The 19,880-nt window shown below is 61.4% G+C and carries 20 protein-coding genes; 19 read left to right on the forward strand and 1 reads right to left on the reverse strand.

Features of this window, described 5'->3' with window-relative positions; translation table 11 throughout:
- Positions 1-10: 10 nt before the first annotated feature.
- Genes NKH97_RS16215 through tgt form a run of 4 tightly spaced genes read left to right on the forward strand, consistent with a single transcriptional unit; the run spans position 11 to position 2,834 of the window.
- The gene (locus tag NKH97_RS16215; protein ID WP_352442598.1) at positions 11-460 is read left to right on the forward strand and encodes a DMT family transporter; all 450 of its coding nucleotides are present in this window, start codon (positions 11-13) and stop codon (positions 458-460) included.
- Complete coding sequence (gene queA, locus NKH97_RS16220; RefSeq protein WP_352774222.1) at positions 460-1,548, forward strand: tRNA preQ1(34) S-adenosylmethionine ribosyltransferase-isomerase QueA; 1,089 nt, start codon at positions 460-462, stop codon at positions 1,546-1,548. Before NKH97_RS16215 ends, queA begins: the two co-directional genes overlap by 1 nt.
- Positions 1,538-1,711 (forward strand): hypothetical protein, encoded by a 174-nt coding sequence (locus NKH97_RS16225; protein WP_023812988.1) that lies wholly within the window; start codon positions 1,538-1,540, stop codon positions 1,709-1,711. The genes queA and NKH97_RS16225 overlap by 11 nt, the downstream gene beginning before the upstream one ends.
- Entirely contained in the window at positions 1,704-2,834 is a 1,131-nt protein-coding gene (gene tgt / locus NKH97_RS16230; protein WP_352774224.1) for a tRNA guanosine(34) transglycosylase Tgt, read from the forward strand. The genes NKH97_RS16225 and tgt overlap by 8 nt, the downstream gene beginning before the upstream one ends.
- Before the next feature lie 4 nt (positions 2,835-2,838).
- Here tgt and NKH97_RS16235 read toward each other — a convergent pair whose 3' ends face one another.
- Positions 2,839-3,258, reverse strand: coding sequence for a DUF4864 domain-containing protein (locus NKH97_RS16235; RefSeq protein WP_352774226.1), 420 nt, complete (start codon positions 3,256-3,258; stop codon positions 2,839-2,841).
- Between the two features lie 264 nt (positions 3,259-3,522).
- Here NKH97_RS16235 and NKH97_RS16240 point away from each other — a divergent pair, with 264 nt between their 5' ends.
- The 15 genes from NKH97_RS16240 (at position 3,523) to glpK (ending at position 19,865) form a co-directional block, all read left to right on the forward strand.
- Entirely contained in the window at positions 3,523-3,759 is a 237-nt protein-coding gene (locus tag NKH97_RS16240; protein WP_010909609.1) for an Lrp/AsnC family transcriptional regulator, read from the forward strand.
- A 171-nt stretch (positions 3,760-3,930) separates the two neighbouring features.
- Positions 3,931-5,343 carry a circularly permuted type 2 ATP-grasp protein gene (locus NKH97_RS16245; RefSeq protein ID WP_023812984.1) on the forward strand — a complete coding sequence of 471 codons (1,413 nt, stop codon included), beginning with the start codon at positions 3,931-3,933 and terminating at the stop codon, positions 5,341-5,343.
- Positions 5,344-5,499: 156 nt separating this feature from the next.
- A complete protein-coding gene (locus NKH97_RS16250; RefSeq protein WP_023812983.1) occupies positions 5,500-6,441 on the forward strand; it encodes an alpha-E domain-containing protein in 942 nt (313 codons plus the stop codon).
- Positions 6,442-6,526: 85 nt separating this feature from the next.
- Positions 6,527-7,321: a transglutaminase family protein gene (locus tag NKH97_RS16255; protein ID WP_352774228.1), complete on the forward strand. Its 795-nt coding sequence runs from the start codon at positions 6,527-6,529 to the stop codon at positions 7,319-7,321.
- 132 nt (positions 7,322-7,453) lie between these two features.
- Positions 7,454-8,185, forward strand: coding sequence for a proteasome-type protease (locus NKH97_RS16260; RefSeq protein ID WP_023812981.1), 732 nt, complete (start codon positions 7,454-7,456; stop codon positions 8,183-8,185).
- 101 nt (positions 8,186-8,286) lie between these two features.
- Positions 8,287-9,696 (forward strand): pyridoxal phosphate-dependent decarboxylase family protein, encoded by a 1,410-nt coding sequence (locus NKH97_RS16265; protein WP_023812980.1) that lies wholly within the window; start codon positions 8,287-8,289, stop codon positions 9,694-9,696.
- A 78-nt stretch (positions 9,697-9,774) separates the two neighbouring features.
- A complete protein-coding gene (locus tag NKH97_RS16270; RefSeq protein WP_023812979.1) occupies positions 9,775-10,542 on the forward strand; it encodes a DeoR/GlpR family DNA-binding transcription regulator in 768 nt (255 codons plus the stop codon).
- 125 nt (positions 10,543-10,667) lie between these two features.
- Positions 10,668-12,194, forward strand: a complete 1,527-nt coding sequence (gene glpD / locus NKH97_RS16275; protein ID WP_352442603.1) for a glycerol-3-phosphate dehydrogenase — start codon at positions 10,668-10,670, stop codon at positions 12,192-12,194.
- 42 nt (positions 12,195-12,236) lie between these two features.
- A complete protein-coding gene (locus NKH97_RS16280; RefSeq protein WP_352442604.1) occupies positions 12,237-13,316 on the forward strand; it encodes an ABC transporter ATP-binding protein in 1,080 nt (359 codons plus the stop codon).
- A 10-nt stretch (positions 13,317-13,326) separates the two neighbouring features.
- Complete coding sequence (locus NKH97_RS16285) at positions 13,327-14,394, forward strand: ABC transporter ATP-binding protein (RefSeq protein WP_023812976.1); 1,068 nt, start codon at positions 13,327-13,329, stop codon at positions 14,392-14,394.
- The gene (locus tag NKH97_RS16290; RefSeq protein ID WP_023812975.1) at positions 14,395-15,261 is read left to right on the forward strand and encodes a carbohydrate ABC transporter permease; all 867 of its coding nucleotides are present in this window, start codon (positions 14,395-14,397) and stop codon (positions 15,259-15,261) included. It abuts the gene before it with no gap.
- A gap of 1 nt (position 15,262) precedes the next feature.
- Entirely contained in the window at positions 15,263-16,186 is a 924-nt protein-coding gene (locus NKH97_RS16295; RefSeq protein ID WP_027036701.1) for a carbohydrate ABC transporter permease, read from the forward strand.
- A gap of 2 nt (positions 16,187-16,188) precedes the next feature.
- Positions 16,189-16,470 carry a DUF2160 domain-containing protein gene (locus tag NKH97_RS16300; RefSeq protein ID WP_352442605.1) on the forward strand — a complete coding sequence of 94 codons (282 nt, stop codon included), beginning with the start codon at positions 16,189-16,191 and terminating at the stop codon, positions 16,468-16,470.
- 79 nt (positions 16,471-16,549) lie between these two features.
- On the forward strand, positions 16,550-18,274 hold the full coding sequence (locus NKH97_RS16305; RefSeq protein ID WP_352442606.1) for an ABC transporter substrate-binding protein: 1,725 nt from the start codon (positions 16,550-16,552) through the stop codon (positions 18,272-18,274).
- Between the two features lie 97 nt (positions 18,275-18,371).
- Entirely contained in the window at positions 18,372-19,865 is a 1,494-nt protein-coding gene (glpK, locus tag NKH97_RS16310) for a glycerol kinase GlpK (protein WP_352612934.1), read from the forward strand.
- Positions 19,866-19,880: the final 15 nt, after the last annotated feature.

The raw sequence follows: 19,880 nt of genomic DNA on the forward strand, positions 1-19,880 counted from the left end.
GCAAACGACAATGATGGGCGTCGTCTGGTCGCTTCTCGGCATCCTGTCCGGCGCCTTCATTGCCATTCAGGCGCCGATCAATTCGCAACTGGCGCGCGGCCTGGGCCTCCCGGTCGCGGCGGCTGCGTTTTCGTTCCTGTCGGGCGCGATCGTGCTCGGCATTATTTCCGTCACGGTGGTGAAGCTGCAGGGCATCTCGCTCGACTGGAAGGCGCCGGCGCCCTGGCTGTTCGTGGCCGGCGGCATGCTGGGCGGTTTCTATGTCACGCTGTCGACGATTCTCACGCCACGCATCGGTGCGGCCGCGCTGATGGCGTTTCTGGTCGCCGGCCAGTTGCTGGCCGGCATGCTCATCGACCGCATCGGCTTCCTCGGCGTCGCGGTGCGTGAAATCTCGCTCGGTCGCATCGCCGGCGCGGTGCTGCTGCTGGTCGGAGCGCTGCTCGTCCGGCTCTACTGATGCGCGTCGATCTCTTTGACTTCGACCTGCCGGAGGAGCGCATTGCGCTTCGCCCGGCAGAGCCGCGCGACAGCGCCAAGATGCTGGTGGTCAAATCAGGCGAAGGGCTCGACGACCGCAGGGTTGGCGACCTGCCCTCCTTGCTCAGGGCCGGCGACGTGCTGGTGTTCAACGACACCAAGGTCATTCCAGCGCAACTCAAAGGCATCCGGCGGCGGGGCGAGGCGACGGCGCAGGTCGAAGCCACACTGCACATGCGCATGGCGCCGGACCGCTGGCTGGCCTTCATGCGGCCGGGCAAGCGCATCGCAGCCGGCGACCGCATCCATTTCGGCCATGACGGCAATTCCTGTTTCCTCGGTCAGCTCGACGCCACTGTGATCGAGAAAGGCGAGGGCGGCGAGGCGCTGCTTGGCTTCGACCTGTCGGGCCCCTTCCTCGACGAAGCGCTGCACGCGGTCGGCCACATTCCGCTGCCGCCCTACATCGCCTCGAAGCGCGATGACGACGAACGCGACCGAGCCGATTACCAGACTATCTATGCAAGCGAGGAAGGCGCCGTCGCTGCCCCCACGGCGGGCCTGCATTTCACGCCGGAACTTTTTGCGGCGCTTGATGCCAAGGGCATCGAACGCCGCTTCGTCACCTTGCATGTCGGCGCCGGCACGTTCCTGCCGGTGAAGGCGGACGACACCGCCGACCACAAGATGCATGCCGAAACCGGTTCGGTTAGCGCAGAAACAGCCGACGCGCTCAATGCGGCCAAGGCAAGGGGCGGGCGCATCGTCGCTGTCGGCACGACCTCGCTGCGTCTGCTGGAGAGTGCGGCGCGTGAGGACGGTACTCTGGCTGCGTGGTCCGGTCCGACCGATATCTTCATCACGCCCGGCTACCGTTTTCGCACCGCCGACGTGCTGATGACCAATTTCCATCTGCCGCGCTCGACGCTGTTCATGCTGGTCTCGGCCTTCAGCGGCCTCGGCACGATGCGCGCGGCCTATGCGCATGCCATCGAGAGCCGCTACAGATTCTATTCCTATGGCGACGCAAGCCTGCTTTTCCGAGCGGAGACGAGCGATGGACGATGATCTGCAAGCCTTTGACCGTGATGCGCTGGTCGCGGAAGTGAAAAAACTGCGCGCGGGCATTCGCCAGCACCGCGATTCCACCATGCGCGGCATCCACTACCGCCAGTCGCTTGACAATCAGGCGCCGGACGCCCCGGTCCACGACAAGGAATTCAATGGCTAAGCCGTTCAGCTTCAAGGTTCTGGCAACCGACGGCAAGGCGCGACGCGGCGTGATCGACATGCCGCGCGGCGAAATCCGCACGCCGGCCTTCATGCCGGTCGGCACCGGCGGCACCGTCAAGGCGATGTATATGGACCAGGTGCGCGGTGTCGGCGCCGACATCATCCTGGGCAACACCTATCATCTGATGCTGCGGCCCGGCGCCGAGCGCGTCGCGCGGCTCGGTGGCCTGCACGAGTTCGCCCGCTGGCCGCATCCGATTCTGACCGACAGCGGTGGTTTCCAGGTGATGTCGCTGTCGAAGCTGAGAAAGCTGACCGAAAAGGGCGTCACCTTCCGTTCGCATATCGATGGCGCTGCCTACGAGATGTCGCCGGAGCGGTCGATCGAGATCCAGGGACTGCTTGATTCCGACATCCAGATGCAGCTCGACGAATGCACGGCGCTGCCGGCCGAGATGAAGGAGATCGAGCGCGCCATGGAGCTGTCGCTGCGTTGGGCCGAGCGCTGCAAGACGGCGTTCGGCGATCAGCCGGGCAAGGCGATGTTCGGCATCGTGCAAGGCGGCGACAACGCAGCGCTCAGGGTGCGTTCGGCGCAGGCGCTGAGCGCGATGGAGCTGAAGGGCTACGCGGTTGGCGGCCTGGCCGTCGGCGAGCCGCAAGCGGTGATGCTCGAGATGCTCGACATCACCTGCCCGGAACTGCCAGCGGACAAGCCGCGCTACCTCATGGGTGTCGGCACGCCGGACGATATTTTGAAATCGGTGGCGCGCGGCATCGACATGTTCGACTGCGTGATGCCGACGCGGGCCGGCCGGCACGGCCTTGCCTATACAAGGCGCGGCAAGGTCAATCTGCGCAATGCCCGCCATGCCGACGATCCGCGCCCTTTGGACGAGGAAAGCGATTGCCCGGCCGCCCGGGACTATTCGCGCGCCTATCTGCACCATCTGGTGCGCTCGCAGGAGGCGCTGGGCGCTATGCTGCTCACCTGGAACAATCTTTCCTACTATCAGAAGCTGATGCAGGACATCCGCGCTGCGATCGAGGCCGGCACCTTCGAGGCGCGCGGCGCAGAAATTACCGAGGGCTGGGCGAGGGGCGATATCCCGTTGCTGTGAAGCCTCAGGTGCTGAGCGAGTTCGAGGCACGCAGGCTGCAGCCGGTGATCTGGAACGTGCCGTCGGGCTGTTGCTGCAACGTGTAGACAGCCTCGTAGTCCTTGCCGTCCGGTCCGACGATCAGCACCTGCTGGACGATCGACCCCGGAGCCGTCTCCTCGACCTTGCCGAAGGAATAGGTCTGCGGCTTGCGCACCGGCGGGTAGCCGTTGGTCACCATGTTCATGAAGGCGTCGACGGTCGGGAAAATCCGCTTCACATTCGGGGCGGCGAAGCTGTAGGCGGTGGCGCCGTCATTGGCGATGAGGGCCTTCAACTGGCCATCAATGACGGACTGGCCTGCCTTGATCTCGGCATCGCCTGCCAATGCCGACGACACAAAGAGGAATGGAACGACTGCGATTGCGAAAAAGGCGCGGCGCATGGCCTGTCTCCGTTGTCCGGCGAATATCTTCCCTCGAAATGGCGCTGTCCGAAGGCGCATCATAACATACGCTTGGCAGCGCATCGTGGTTTCAGCGATCGCGAATAATCGCTGGCGATCGGCGGCAGGTTGCATGCTGGTGTAGCAGCTGCGGAAGGTCGCAGCCCAGGCCTGGGCCGGCTGGGTACGGATTCCAGCGCTTGAAAGCCCGCCTCCAGTCTGCCAGAAGGGCCGCTGGACTTGGACGTTTAGCGGGACGAAGCCATGAAGGCGTTTTTCGTGCAGATCAAATGCGAGCTCGGCAAATCCTATGAGGTTGCCAGCGCGCTTGCCGATGCCGAGATCGCCTCGGAAATCTACTCCACCGCCGGCAATTACGATCTGCTCGCCAAATTCTACGTCGACGACGAGGAAGACGTCGGCCATTTCGTCAACGAAAAGGTGCAGATTCTCCCCGGCATCAAGGACACGTTCACCGTCGTCACGTTCCGCGCTTTCTAGCTAGCAAACGCATTTGCCCGGGCACGAGGCAAAGGCTGACCAAGGTCATATTTCACCTGCCTCAATTTTAGGCAGGCGCAACATACTGATCGCCCGTATCTCCCAAATCACCGATTGCGCTTGATTTTCTCCGGCGACGCCAGTGAAATGGCGTCACAGGGGAGTATGCGATTGGCAGCGTTCGATGAAATGCTTCCGGAAGTCTCCGGATTGAGAAGACCGTATTCGGCTTATGATCGCTGGCTGAAGGAGCAGGACCCAGCCAGGTTGACCGAGAAGATGCAGGACGCCGAACGCGTCTTCCGCAAGACCGGTATCACCTTCGCCGTTTATGGCGAGCAGGAAGCCTCCGAGCGGCTGATCCCGTTCGACATCGTTCCCCGCATCATTTCAGGCAATGAATGGCGGCGCCTCACGCAGGGCATAGAGCAGCGCGTGCAGGCGCTGAACGCCTTCCTCGACGACATCTATCATCGCCAGGAAATCCTGCGCGCAGGGCGCGTCCCCAGGGAATTGATCGCCAGGAACGAGGCCTTCCTGCCGGAGATGATCGGGGTCAGGCCGCCGGCCGGCGTCTACACCCATATCATCGGCGTCGACATCGTCCGCATCTCGGAGGACGAATTCTACGTGCTGGAGGACAATGCGCGCACACCGTCGGGCGTCTCCTATATGCTGGAGAACCGCGAGACGATGATGCAGCTGTTCCCCGAGCTGTTCCAGAAGATCAAGGTGCGGCCGGTGGAAAACTACCCTCAGCTTCTGCGCCAGTCGCTGGCGGCGGTGCGGCCGCAAAGCACAAAGGGTGCGCCGACCATTGCGGTGCTGACGCCCGGCAGTTTCAACTCCGCCTATTTCGAACACGCCTTCCTCGCCGACCAGATGGGCGTGCAACTGGTCGAAGGCCAGGATCTGCGGGTCGTCGACGGGCATGTCGCGATGCGCACGACCGAAGGCTACAAGCAGATCGATGTGCTTTACCGCCGCGTCGATGATTCCTTCCTCGACCCGCTGACCTTCCGGCCGGACTCCGCACTTGGCATACCCGGCATCATGGATGTCTATCGGGCCGGCAACATCACCATCGCCAACGCGCCGGGCACCGGCATTGCCGACGACAAGGCGATCTATTCCTACATGCCCGAGATCATCGAATTCTACACCGGCCGCAAGGCGATCCTGGGCAACATCCCAACCTGGCGCTGCTCGGAGCCGGACAGCCTGAAATACGTGCTCGAACACATCGACGAACTGGTGATCAAGGAAGTCCACGGTTCCGGCGGCTACGGCATGCTGGTTGGGCCGGCAGCAACCAAGAAGGAATGCGAGACGTTTGCCAAGAAACTCCAGGCAAAACCTTCGAATTACATCGCCCAGCCGACGCTCGCGCTGTCGACATGCCCGATCCTGACGGAAAAGGGGTTGGCGCCGCGCCATGTCGATCTCAGGCCTTATGTGCTGGTCTCCGACCGCATCCAGATCGTGCCCGGCGGGCTGACCCGCGTCGCGCTGAAGGAAGGCTCGCTGGTGGTCAATTCCTCGCAGGGCGGCGGGACGAAGGATACGTGGGTGCTGGATGATTGAAGTGAGTGAGTAAGGAATTAGGCAGTAGGCAGCAGGCAGCAGGCAGCAGGCAGCAGTGGAAGCAGAGGACAGGGAAATGCCATATTCCATTGAGATTCAAACTCTTACTATTCCCTACTGCCTATTCCCTACTCACTAGCCCGAGGGGCCAATTCAATGCTTTTAGGCCGCACCGCCAACGGGCTCTATTGGATGAACCGCTATATCGAGCGGGCGGAAAACATGGCGCGCTTGGTCGATGCCGGCCTGCGCATGGCGCTGACCCGCACGCAGAGCGCCTCGGAAGAGTGGAGTTCGGTGCTGCTCAGCGCCGGTTCCGACGTCACCTTCAGCCAGAAATATTCTGACTATACCGCCGCCAATGTCGCCGACTTCCTGTTGCGCGACACGTCGAACCCGTCGAGCACGATGGCGTCGATCGAGACGGCCCGCAACAATGCCCGCATGGTGCGTACCGCGCTGACGCGCGAAACCTGGGAAAGCATCAACGAAGCCTGGATGTCGCTGAAGCGGATGCTGGCCAGGCCGATCGACGAGCGCGACCTGCCCAGCGTGCTCGACGCCATCAAGCGCGAGACGGCGCTGATCCGCGGCTCATTCTACGGCACCATGCTGCGCAACGAGATCTTCGACTTCTCGCAGCTCGGCACTTATGTCGAGCGCGCGGACAACACGGCGCGCATCCTCGACGTGAAATATTATGTGCTGCTGCCGTCGATCTCCTGGGTCGGCTCGACGCTCGACAATTATCAGTGGGAATCGATCCTGCGTTCGGTCTCGGCGCATCGCTCCTATCGCTGGGTCTACGATGCCGATTACAAGCCGACCAACATTGCCGATTATCTGATCCTCAACGTTCGTATGCCGCGCTCGCTGATGTTCTGCTATCGCTTCCTGTCGGAGCATCTGAAATTCCTCGGCGACGATTACGGCGAACGCCATGCCTGCCACGCAACGGCCGAGAAGACGCAGACAATGCTGAGAGCCGGGTCGATCAAGGGCATATTCGACGCCGGCCTGCATGAATTCCTGGCCAATTTCATTCGCGACAACACCAAGCTGGGCGAAGAGATCGCACAAGATTATCGGTTCAATTGAGCATGGTCCCGAAAGGTGGAGCCGGTTTTCTCAGACAAATGGAAACCGTTTGTCCGGAGATCGTGCTCACAAACGGAATAGAAGCATGCGGCTGAAGATCACCCATCGGACCGAATACCGCTACGATGCGCCGGTGCACTATCTGTTGCAGCGGCTGCGGCTGCTTCCGGTCAGCGGATCGACGCAGACCATTCTGTCCTGGGCTCTGGCGATCGAAGGCGCGCGCGAAGAGGTCCGCTTCGTCGACCATTTCGGCAACGACACAAGGCTGTTGAGCGTCGAGGGCGAGCGCGACTTCATCACTGTGGAAGCATCAGGCGAAGTGGTGACGCGCGACACCGCGGGTGTCTCGGGACCACACCAGGGCTTTACGCCGCTCTGGCTGTACAGCCATGAGACACCATTGACGACGATCGGCAGCGGTGTTCGCGATCTCGCCGCGTCGGTCGGCAAGGGCAGCGACATTGAAAGGCTGCACCGGCTGATGGCCATCATCGGCGAACGCGTCGCCTACACGCCCGGCACCACCAACGCGACGACGCCGGCGGAGGAAGCCTTGGCGCTCAAGACCGGGGTCTGCCAGGATCATACCCATATCTTTGCCGCCGCCGCCCGCGCCATGGGCTTTCCAGCTCGCTATGTCAGCGGCTATCTGATGCTGGATGCCACGGTCGAGCAGGCGGCCAGCCATGCCTGGGCCGAAGCGCATGTCTCGGGTCTCGGCTGGGTTGCCTTTGATGCCGCCAATGGCATTTCACCCGACGAGCGTTATGTAAAGGTGGCAACGGGCCGCGATTACCGCGACGCCACGCCGGTGTCGGGAATTCGGCTGGGACAGGCGGAAGAACGGCTTGCGGTCACCGTCACGGTGGAGCAGTAATCCTCCGCACGATTGCTGCCGAGCGATTCATCGTTTCAAGGAACGCCGAACCGCTCTATCCCCTTGTTTTAACGCAATTCCGCACGGAAAACCGCTTCACACTTTTCCTGGAATTGCTCTAGAAGAGATTCCATGACCTATTGCGTTGGCCTGAAGATCGACCGCGGGCTCGTGTTCATGTCGGACACGCGCACCAATGCAGGCATGGATTCCATCTCCACCTTTCGCAAGATGCATGTCTGGGAAGAGCCGGGCGAGCGTGTCATCGTTTTGATGTCGGCGGGCAATCTGGCGACGACGCAGGCCGTGGTCAGCCTGCTCGACGAGCGCACCAAGGCGATCTCCGAAAGGCATTCTACGGTGCTCGAAACGCCGTCGATGTACCAAACGGTCCGCATTGTTGGCGACACGGTCAAGGAGGTCATCGCCAATTCGTCACCCGCTGGCGAAAAGGCGGATTCCTATTTCAATGCGTCCTTCATCCTCGGCGGTCAGATCAAGGGCAGCGAGCCGCGCCTGTTCATGATCTATCCCGAAGGCAATTTCATCGAATCGACCGATGACACGCCGTTTTTCCAGATCGGCGAGACCAAATACGGCAAGCCGATCATCATCCGCGCCTACGAAAGGACGATGAGCCTGGCCGAGACGGTGAAGCTGCTTTTGGTGTCGTTCGATTCGACGTTGAAGTCGAACCTGTCCGTCGGCTTGCCGCTCGACCTGCTCTTCCTGGAGAAGGACGCCTTCAAGGTCGGATTGAAGAAGCGGATCGGCCAGGATGACCAGTACTACCGCACGATCTCCGACGGCTGGTCGAATGCGCTGAAGACGGCCTTTGCCAGCCTGCCGGATTTCCCCGGCTGAGGCGTGCGGCATCCGTTGCTGGTTGCATATATTTCACGCGTTAATTAATAAAGAGACCAGCCGCGATGGATGGTAGCGATGGATCATGTCGGGAGGACAGGATGAACAACGATGATTTCCGGCAATGGTCGCGGCGCGCCGCCGACTGGGGCGCCGACTACCGCAATACGCTGCGCGAGCGGCCGGTGCGGCCGCTGGTCGAGCCTGGCGACATTTTCCGAGGCATAGAGGCGTCGCCGCCCGAAGACGCCGAACCGATGGACCGGATCTTCGCCGACTTCGAAGAGAAGATCCTGCCTGGAATGACACATTGGCAGCATCCGCGTTTCTTCGCCTATTTCCCGGCCAATGCGGCGCCGGTCTCGGTGGTGGCGGAATATCTGGTTTCGGCGATGGCCGCGCAATGCATGCTCTGGCAAACGTCACCGGCAGCGACCGAACTCGAAACGCGCACCGTCGACTGGATGCGCCAGGCGCTCGGCCTGCCCGAAGGGTTTTCCGGGGTGATCCAGGATTCGGCTTCGTCGGCGACACTGGCCGCGGTGCTCACCATGCGCGAGCGGGCACTCGAGTGGCAAGGCAACAAACAAGGCCTGGCAGGGCAGGCGCGGCTGCGCATCTATTCCTCCGATCAGGTGCACACATCGATCGACCGGGCGATCTGGGTGTCAGGCATCGGCGAGGACAATCTCGTGCGCATTCCGGTCGGCGGCCGCTTTCGCGCCATGGACACCGCAGCGCTCGAGGCGGCAATCATCGCCGACCGGGAAGCGGGCATGCTGCCGGCCGGCATCATCGCTTGCGTCGGTGGCACCAGCACCGGCGGCACCGACGACATCGCCGCGGTGGCAGAGGTGGCGCGGCGGCATGGGCTCTATCTCCACGTCGATGCCGCATGGGCGGGGTCGGCGATGATCTGTCCGGAGTATCGGCATTTCTGGACAGGCGTCGAAGGCGCCGATTCGATCGTCTTCAACCCGCACAAATGGCTGGGCGCCCAGTTCGACTGCTCGATCCAGTTCCTGCGCGACCCCGAAAGCCATGTGAAGACGCTGGCCATCAAGCCGGATTATCTGAAGACGCACGGTCATGACGGCATCATCAACTATTCGGAATGGTCGGTGCCGCTCGGCAGGCGCTTCCGCGCCCTGAAATTGTGGTTCCTGCTGCGCGCCCATGGCCTGGAAAACCTGCGCATGATGATCCGCAATCATGTCGCGTGGAGCGAAGGGTTGGCGGCGCGGCTGGCAAGGGAGCCGGATTTCGAGATCGTCAGCGAACCGATGCTGTCGTTGTTCTCGTTCCGACACAAGACCGCAACCGATGCGGACGAGCACAATCTGCGCCTGGTCAATGCGATCAACGACGATGGCCGCATCTACCTGACGCAGACGAAAGTCGATGGACTGATAGCAATCCGTTTCCAGGTCGGCCAGTTCGAGGCGACCGCCGCCGATGTCGATATGGCTTTTGTGGTGATTACTGATATCGCACGTGGCTTGGATCGCTGATTTCGTTAGCCGGCTTATGCCTTTTCATCGGTTTCGTTTTCGACTATAGACAAGAAAAACGAAAACGGGAGGTTGCCTATGTATCTGTCGCCGCGCCATGCCGAGATTATCCAGATGGCCAAGGATCATGGCCGCGTGCTGGTCGATGATCTGGCCGCCCACTTCAATGTGACGCCGCAGACCATACGCAAGGACCTCAACGATTTGTGCGACCAGCGGCTGCTCTCGCGCATCCATGGTGGCGCGCTGTATCCCTCCGGCATCGAGAACATGGAGTATGAGGCGAGACGCAAGATCGCCGCCGACGAAAAGGAGGCGATCGGCCGTGCGGCCGCCAGACTGATTCCCGACAATGCCTCGCTGTTCATCAACATCGGCACCACGACAGAGTCGGTCAGCAAGGCGTTGCTCGATCACAACGGTCTCATGGTCATCACCAATAACATCAATGTTGCCAATAGGATGCGGATATATCCCTCGATCGAGGTGGTGATCGCCGGCGGGGTTGTGCGCGGTTCTGATGGCGGTGTGGTCGGCGAAGCGGCGGTCGACTTCATCAGGCAGTTCAAGGTCGACTACGCGGTGATCGGTGCATCCGCCATCGACCATGACGGCGCCTTGCTCGATTTCGATTTTCGCGAGGTCAAGGTGGCGCAGGCGATCATCGCCAATGCAAGGCATGTCATCCTAGTTTCCGACCAGACCAAATTCGAGCGAACCGCACCGGTGCGCATCGGCCATCTGTCGCAGGTCAACACCTTCATCACCGATCGTTGCGACATCCCGTCGGTGCGCAAGATCTGCCAGGAGGCCGAGGTTCAGCTGATCGAGACGTCGCTCGCCTAGGCGGTTTTCACCCGATATCACGCGCTCGTGATATTTCGTTTGACATTCGTTATCATTTCGAAATAATTCCGACACGGTTTCGTAAAAGCCCAAAAATGGTGCAATGCGAAATCGTTGGAGGAATTGTGGACGCATCTCCGATCCGTGACATTTTCGTCATAGGTGGCGGCATCAATGGCTGCGGCATTGCCCGTGATGCCGTCGGTCGTGGCTTTTCCGTGTTTCTCGCCGAGATGAACGACCTCGCCAGCGGAACCTCCTCGGGTTCGACCAAATTGATCCATGGCGGCCTGCGCTACCTCGAATTCTACGAATTCCGCCTGGTGCGCGAGGCGCTGATGGAGCGCGAGGTTTTGTGGAAGAACGCGCCGCACATCATCTGGCCAATGCGCTTCGTGCTGCCCTATGCCAAGGGCCTGCGCCCGGCCTGGCTGATCAGGCTCGGTCTCTTCCTCTACGACCACATTGGCGGGCGCAAATTGCTGCCCGCGACCCGGACGCTGGACATGGCCAGGGATCCGGCCGGCAAGCCTTTGAAGCCACTGTTCAAAAAGGCCTTCGAGTATTCGGATGGCTGGGTCAATGATGCGCGGCTGGTGGCGCTGAACGCACGTGACGCCGCCGACCGCGGCGCAACGGTCCGCACCCGCACGAAAGTGACCGGCGCGCGCCGCGAAAACGGCCTGTGGGCAATCCAGATCGAGGATCTGCAGACCGGCGAGACCGAGGAGATCAAGGCGCGACTGCTGGTCAATGCCGCCGGCCCCTGGGTCGATCATGTGCTGTCCGGCGTCGTCGGGCTCAACGATGTGCACAATGTTCGTCTCGTGCAGGGCAGCCACATTGTCATCGCCAGGAAGTTCGACGATCCACGCGCGTATTTCTTCCAGAACAAGGATGGCCGCATCATCTTCGCCATTCCCTATGAGGAAGAGTTCACCCTGATCGGCACCACCGACCAGGATTATCCCGGCGATCCGCATGACGTGAAGATCAGCGACACCGAGATCGATTATCTCTGCGCCGCGGCAAGCGAATATTTCGCCCAACCCGTCAAGCGCTCGGACATCGTTTGGACCTATTCGGCCGTCCGTCCGCTCTATGATGACGGCGCCTCCAAGGCGCAGGAAGCGACGCGCGACTATGTGCTCAAGGCCGATGGCGGCGAGGGCGCCGCCCCGATCGTCAACGCCTTCGGCGGCAAGATCACCACCTATCGCCGGCTGTCGGAATCGATGCTGGAAAAGATCGAGGGTTTTCTCGGCAAGCGCGGCAAGCCGTGGACGGCAAACGCGCCACTGCCGGGCGGCGATTTCCCGGCCACCGGTTTCGATGCCGAAGTGACGAAATTGAAAACCGCTTATCCATTCCTCGACGCGCGCCTGGCTCGCCGGTTGACCCGGCTCTATGGAACCCGCGCGAGGATGCTGTTGGGGCTGGCCAAATCGAACGTCGATCTCGGCCGCAACTTCGGCGCCGATCTCTATGAGGCCGAGGTGCGCTATCTCGTTCAAAACGAATGGGCCGTGACATCAGAAGATGTATTGTGGCGCCGGACCAAGCGCGGTCTGCATCTCAGCCGCGAGCAGGTGGCGGCGCTCGATGAATTCATGCGCGGCATAAGCCGGCGCCATGTCGCGGCTGCCGAATGAAGAGGGGTTTGAGCTGATGCGGAAGGCCTGGGAGGAGGCGTCATGCTGGAACTGAGAAACGTCACCAAGACGGTCGGTGCGGTCGAGCATATAAGCGACGTGTCGCTGACGCTCCAGCACGGCTCGCTCAACGTCCTGCTCGGACCGACGCTTTCGGGCAAGACCAGCTTGATGCGGCTGATGGCCGGCCTCGATGTGCCAACCTCCGGTTCGATCTGGTTCGACGGTCAGAATGTCACCGGCGTGCCGGTGCAGAAGCGCAAGATCGCCATGGTCTACCAGCAGTTCATCAACTATCCGGCGATGACCGTCTATGAGAACATCGCTTCGCCGCTGCGGGTAGCTGGCATCGAGCAGGCCAGGATCGACAGCCAGGTACGTGAAGCCGCCGCACTTCTCAAGCTGACACCCTATCTCGACCGCACGCCGCTCAGCCTGTCCGGCGGCCAGCAGCAGCGCACCGCACTGGCGCGCGCCATCGTCAAGAACGCCAGCCTGGTCCTGCTCGATGAACCGCTCGCCAATCTCGACTACAAATTGCGCGAGGAACTGCGCGCCGAATTGCCCAGGATATTCGCCGCCGCCGGCACCATCTTCGTCTACGCCACCACCGAGCCGCACGAGGCCCTGCTGCTTGGCGGCAACACGGCGACGCTTTCGCAAGGCAAGATCACCCAGTTCGGACCGACCATCGAGGTGTTCCGCAAGCCGGTAGATCTGGTGACAGCCAGGACGTTTTCCGATCCGCCGCTTAACACCATCGTGCTCGCCAAGAAGGGTCGGGATTTCCTGCTCGAGGGCGGCGTGAACCTACCGGTGCCGGCCGAACTCTCCGGCATTGCCGACGCCATCTATACGATCGGTTTTCAGCCGCACCACTTGTCGCTCGAGCGACCCAATGCGGCGGCGGTGCCGGTGCGTGCCAAGGTGACGATCACCGAGATCACCGGATCGGAGAGCTTCATCCATCTCGATTTCGCCGATGCGCGCTGGGTCATGCTGACCCATGGTATCAGGCATTTCGAGCCAGACGAGGTGGTCGAGGTGTTCATCGATCCGCGCCACATCATGGTTTTCGACGAGCACGGCAGCGCCGTGACTGCGTCGAAGCTGGCGGCTTGAGGGCAAAGAGATGGCACGCATCGACGTCAACCATGTCCGACATTCCTACCTGCCGAACCCGCAGAAGGATGCCGATTTCGCGCTGCGGGAAGTGCATCATGTCTTCGAGGACGGCGGCGCCTATGCGCTGCTCGGGCCCTCCGGTTGCGGCAAGACCACGCTGCTCAACATCATTTCGGGATTGTTGCACCCCTCGCACGGCCAGTTGCTGTTCAACGGCAAGGACGTGACCAATTTATCGACGCAGGAGCGCAACATCGCGCAGGTGTTCCAGTTCCCGGTCATTTACGACACCATGACCGTCTACGATAATCTGGCCTTCCCGCTGCGCAACCGCGGCGTGCCGGAAGCCGATGTCGACCGCAAGGTTCGCGAGACGTTGGAGATGATCGATCTGGCGTCCTGGGCGAAGAAGAAGGCGAGGGGCCTGACCGCCGACCAGAAGCAGAAGATCTCGCTCGGCCGCGGGCTGGTGCGCTCCGACGTCAACGCCATCCTGTTCGACGAGCCGCTGACCGTCATCGATCCGCACATGAAGTGGGTGCTGCGCTCGCAGCTGAAGCAGTTGCACCGCCGCTTTGGCTACACCATGGTCTATGTGACCCACGACCAGACCGAGGCGCTGACCTTCGCCGAGCAGGTCGTGGTCATGTATGATGGCGGCATCGTGCAGATCGGCACACCGGCCGAATTGTTCGAACGGCCACGCCATACCTTTGTCGGTTATTTTATCGGCTCGCCGGGCATGAACGTCATGCCGGTGGCAATCGACGGCAAGACGGCGACACTCGGCTCGCAGCGCATCGAACTGCCAGGCGCGCCAAAGGCAGGCAGCGGCGCCGTCGAGCTCGGCATCCGTCCCGAATATGTCCGGCTCGGCCGCGAAGGCATGGCCGTGCAGGTCAGCAAGGTCGAGGATCTCGGCCGCCACAAGGTGGTGCGCGCCAAGCTCGAAGGCCGCGATATTTCTGCCGTGATCGGTGAGGACGAGACCCTGCCCGCCGATCCGAAGGTGCGGTTCGACCCGGCCGGCATCAACATCTATGCCGATTCCTGGCGTGTCGAGATGGAGGCCTAGATGGAGAAGACCTGGAACAACAAGGCCTGGTTCATGGTGCTGCCGGTCCTCCTGCTGGTGGCGTTCTCGGCGGTGATCCCGCTGATGACGGTGGTCAACTATTCGGTGCAGGACACGTTCGGAAACAACGTCTTCTTCTGGAACGGCTCGGACTGGTACACCGAAATTCTGGAGTCGGAACGCTTCTGGCTGTCGATGGTCCGCAACCTGATCTTTTCCGCAACCATCCTCGCCATCGAGATTCCGCTCGGCATCTTCATCGCTCTCAACATGCCAAAGAAAGGCTGGGGCGTGCCGGTCTGCCTGGTGCTGATGGCTCTGCCGCTGCTGATCCCGTGGAACGTCGTCGGCACGATTTGGCAGGTATTCGGCCGCATCGACATTGGCCTGCTCGGCTACACGCTGTCGGCGCTCGGCTTCGACTACAACTACGTCAACGATCCGACTGATGCCTGGGTGACGGTCATCCTGATGGACGTATGGCACTGGACAAGCCTCGTCGTTCTGCTCTGCTACGCCGGACTGGTCTCGATCCCCGATGCTTTCTACCAGGCGGCCAAGATCGACGGCGCCTCACGCTGGGCAGTGTTCCGCTACATCCAGCTGCCGAAGATGAACCGCGTGCTTCTGATTGCAGTGCTGCTGCGCTTCATGGACTCGTTCATGATCTACACCGAGCCGTTCGTGGTCACGGGCGGAGGCCCTGGCAATTCGACGACGTTCCTGTCGATAGACCTGGTCAAGATTGCGATCGGCCAGTTCGATCTCGGGCCGGCGGCCGCCATGTCGATCATCTACTTCCTGATCATCCTTTTGCTGTCTTGGGTGTTCTACACCGTCATGACCAATGTCGATGCGGAGCGCTGAGATGAGCGGCGCCAACGAAGGAACGACGAGGCAGGACCGAGTGCGTGAGACGGCGGTTTCGGACGGGCTCGCCAGCACATTGTCGCAGGACCAGCTTGCGCGGCTGATGCGCCGACGCGGCGAAGAATCCCGGTTCTGGTGGTTGGTGCCGACGATCTACATCATCTTTCTGATGCTGCCGATCTACTGGCTGGTCAATATGAGCTTCAAGACCAATCAGGAGATTCTGGGCGCGTTTTCGCTGTGGCCGAAGAGCCCGACCCTGGCCAACTACATCGTGATCTTCACCGACCCGTCCTGGTACAAGGGCTACATCAATTCGATCATCTATGTCGTCATGAACATGGTGATCTCGGTTTCGGTGGCGCTGCCGGCGGCCTACGCTTTCTCGCGCTACCGGTTCCTCGGCGACAAGCACCTCTTCTTCTGGCTGCTGACCAACCGCATGGCGCCGCCGGCAGTGTTCGCGCTGCCGTTCTTCCAGCTCTATTCGGCGTTCGGGCTGATCGACACGCATATCGCGGTGGCGCTGGCGCACTGCCTGTTCAACGTGCCGCTGGCGGTCTGGATCCTCGAGGGTTTCATGTCCGGCGTGCCGAAGGAGATCGACGAGACCGCCTATATCGATGGCTATTCCTTCCCGCGCTTCTTCCTGAAAATCTTCATGCCGCTGATCGCAAGCGGCGTCGGCGTGGCCTGCTTCTTCTGCTTCATGTTCTCATGGGTCGAACTGCTGATCGCGCGGACCTTGACCACGACGGCCGCCAAACCGATCGCGGCGATCATGACGCGTACGGTCTCGGCCTCCGGGCTCGACTGGGGCGTGCTGGCCGCCGCCGGCGTGCTCACCATCCTTCCAGGCGCGCTCGTGATCTGGTTCGTCCGCAACTACATCGCCAAGGGCTTTGCCCTGGGGAGGGTATGACCATGAACCTCACCTGGATGGCATGGACGCTGCCAACGGCGATCTTTTTCATCACGATCCTGGTACTGCTCTGTGGCATGGCGGTCTGGGAATACGCCTCGCCTGGCGGCAATCTCCGGGTCGGCCTCCTGCGCTTCGAGACGACGCGCGGCGACCGCCTCTTTGTTTCGCTGCTCGGCAGCGCCTTTATCCATCTCGCTTGGCTGGGTCTTGTCGGACCCAACCTGTGGTGGGCTCTCGCTCTCTCCGTAGTCTACGCCGTCGGCGTGTTCCGCTACGTATAGAGGGGGAAACTGTTGGAGCGACCGCGTGCCGACGGCCGCTCCAGATCGCACTTGAAACTTGAAAAGTGGAGGAAACGAAATGCGAAGGCAATTTTTAACATCAACGACTGCGCTTGTCCTGCTCTGGGGAGCAGGCCAGGCCTATGCCGGAATGGACGAAGCCAAGACTTTCCTCGATAACGAAATCAAGGACTTGTCGACGCTCGATCGCGGCGCCCAGGAAGCCGAGATGCAATGGTTCATCGATGCCGCGAAGCCTTTCGCCGGGATGGACATCAAGGTGGTCTCCGAGACCATCGATACGCATAGCTATGAGTCCAAGGTCTTGGCGCCCGCCTTCACCGCGATCACCGGCATCAAGATCACTCACGACCTGATCGGCGAAGGCGATGTCGTCGAGAAGCTGCAGACGCAGATGCAGTCGGGCGAAAACATTTACGACGCCTACGTCAACGACTCCGACCTGATCGGCACCCACTGGCGGTACCAGCAGGCGCGCAGCCTGACCAAGTGGATGGCGAATGAGGGCAAGGATGTCACCAATCCCAACCTCGACCTCGCCGACTTCATCGGCACCAAGTTCACGACCGCTCCGGACGGCGACCTCTACCAGCTGCCGGACCAGCAGTTCGCGAACCTCTACTGGTTCCGCTACGACTGGTTCAACGACGAGAAGAACAAGGCCGATTTCAAGGCCAAGTACGGCTACGACCTCGGCGTTCCGGTCAACTGGTCGGCCTATGAGGACATCGCCGAGTTCTTCACCGGCCGCGAAATCGACGGCAAGAAGGTCTATGGCCACATGGACTACGGCAAGAAGGACCCCTCGCTCGGCTGGCGGTTCACCGATGCCTGGCTGTCCATGGCCGGCAATGGCGACAAGGGCCTGCCGAACGGTCTTCCGGTCGACGAATGGGGCATCAAGGTCAACGAGAAGTCGCAGCCTGTCGGCTCGTGCGTCGCGCGCGGCGGCGACACCAACGGCCCGGCTTCCGTATATTCGATCCAGAAGTACCTGGATTGGCTGAAGGCCTATGCGCCGCCGGAAGCCCAAGGCATGACGTTCGGCGAATCCGGCCCCGTCCCGTCGCAGGGCACGGTCGCGCAGCAGATGTTCACCTACACCGCCTTCACCGCCTCCTTCGTCAAGGAAGGGCTGCCGGTCGTGAACGCGGACGGCACCCCGAAATGGCGCTTTGCTCCCTCGCCGCATGGCGTCTACTGGAAGGACGGCATGAAGCTCGGCTACCAGGACGTGGGTTCATGGACGCTTCTCAAGTCCACGCCTGACGATCGCGCCAAGGCCGCCTGGCTCTATGCGCAGTTCGTCGTATCGAAGACGGTCGACGTGAAGAAGAGCCATGTCGGCCTGACGCTGATCCGCGAGTCGACGATCCAGGACAAGAGCTTCACGGAACGCGCTCCGAAGCTCGGCGGCCTGATCGAGTTCTACCGCTCGCCGGCCCGTGTTCAGTGGTCGCCGACCGGAACGAACGTTCCGGACTATCCGAAGCTGGCACAGCTCTGGTGGCAGGCGATCGGCGATGCGTCGTCGGGTGCCAAGACGGCGCAGGAGGCGATGGACTCGCTTTGCTCCGAGCAGGAAAAGGTCATGGAACGCCTGGAAAAGGCCGGCATCCAGGGCGATATCGGCCCGAAGATGGCCGAAGAGCATGACCTCGCCTACTGGAACGCCGACGCGGTCAAGAAGGGCAATCTCGCTCCTCAGTTGAAGATCGAGAACGAGAAGGAAAAGCCGGTCACCATCAATTACGACGAGCTGGTGAAGAGCTGGCAAAAGTAAGACTGTTCTAAGCGGGCGTCTGCGCCCGTGTGACATTGGGGGAGGCGGCATCTTGCCGTCTCCCCTGTTTGTGTAAAAGACAAAGCGGGGAGGCATAATGACCGGATATATCCTTGCCATCGACCAGGGCACGACTTCGACCCGGGCGATACTGTTCGACGGCGAGATGAAGGTCGCCGGCAGCGGGCAAAAGGAATTCGCCCAGCACTATCCGGCTTCCGGCTGGGTCGAGCACGATCCCGAGGATATCTGGGCGAGTGTGGTGTCGACCGTGAAGGCGGCGCTGAAGAAGGCCGGCCGGAATGCTTCCGACGTGGCCGCGATCGGCATCACCAATCAGCGCGAAACCGTGGTCATCTGGGACAGGGCGACCGGCAAGCCGATCCACAATGCCATTGTCTGGCAGGACCGGCGCACCGCGCCGCTGTGCCAGAAACTCAAGAAGCAAGGGTTGGAGAAAAAGTTCACCCGCAAGACCGGCCTGCTGCTCGATCCCTATTTTTCCGGCACCAAAATCGCCTGGATGTTGGACAAGGTGAAAGGCGCGAAAAAACGCGCCGAGAAGGGCGAATTGCTCGCCGGCACCATCGACAGCTTTTTGATCTGGCGGCTGACCGGCGGCAAGGTCCACGCAACGGACGCCACCAACGCCTCGCGCACGCTGGTCTACAATATCGCTGAGAATGCCTGGGACGACGAGTTGCTGTCGATCCTCAACATCCCGGTAGAAATGCTTCCCGAGGTGAAGGACTGCGCCGATGACTATGGAATCACGGAGAAAAATCTCTTTGGCGCCGAGATAAGAATCCTCGGTGTCGCCGGCGACCAGCATGCGGCAACCATCGGCCAGGCCTGCTTCGAGCCAGGCATGATGAAATCGACCTACGGCACCGGCTGTTTTGCGCTCCTCAACACAGGCAGCGACCTGGTGCGTTCGAAGAACCGGCTCTTGACCACCATTGCCTACAGGCTGAACGGCAAGACGACTTACGCGCTGGAGGGCTCGATCTTCATTGCCGGTGCTGCGGTGCAATGGCTGCGTGATGGCATCAAGGTGATCGGCAAGGCCGAACAGAGCGGCAAACTGGCTGATGAAGCCGATCCGACCCAAAACGTCTATCTGGTGCCGGCCTTCGTCGGGCTCGGCGCGCCGCATTGGGACGCCGAGGCACGCGGTGCGATTTTCGGACTGACGCGCAATTCAGGACCGGCGGAGTTTGCCCGCGCCGCGCTCGAATCCGTCGCCTACCAGACACGCGACCTGCTCGACGCCATGCGCAAGGACTGGAAAGGCGCTTCGGCCAAGACAGTGCTGCGTGTCGATGGCGGCATGGTGGCGTCGGACTGGACCATGCAGCGGCTGGCCGACATCCTCGATGCGCCGGTCGACCGCCCGACCATTCTCGAGACGACCGCGCTCGGTGCAGCCTGGCTGGCCGGCTCGAAAGCTGGCGTTTGGCCGGATGCAAAGAAGTTTGCGAAGAGTTGGGCACTCGAACGGCGCTTCAAGCCGGACATGGATGGCTCCGTGCGCGCAGCTAAGCTCGCTGGTTGGCGCGATGCTGTGCGCAGGACGCTCAGCGTGTCATAAACAGCCATCAGTGGC

Origin of the sequence: Mesorhizobium sp. M0870 (genome assembly GCF_040319775.1) — a bacterium.
Classification (GTDB): Bacteria; Pseudomonadota; Alphaproteobacteria; order Rhizobiales; family Rhizobiaceae; genus Mesorhizobium.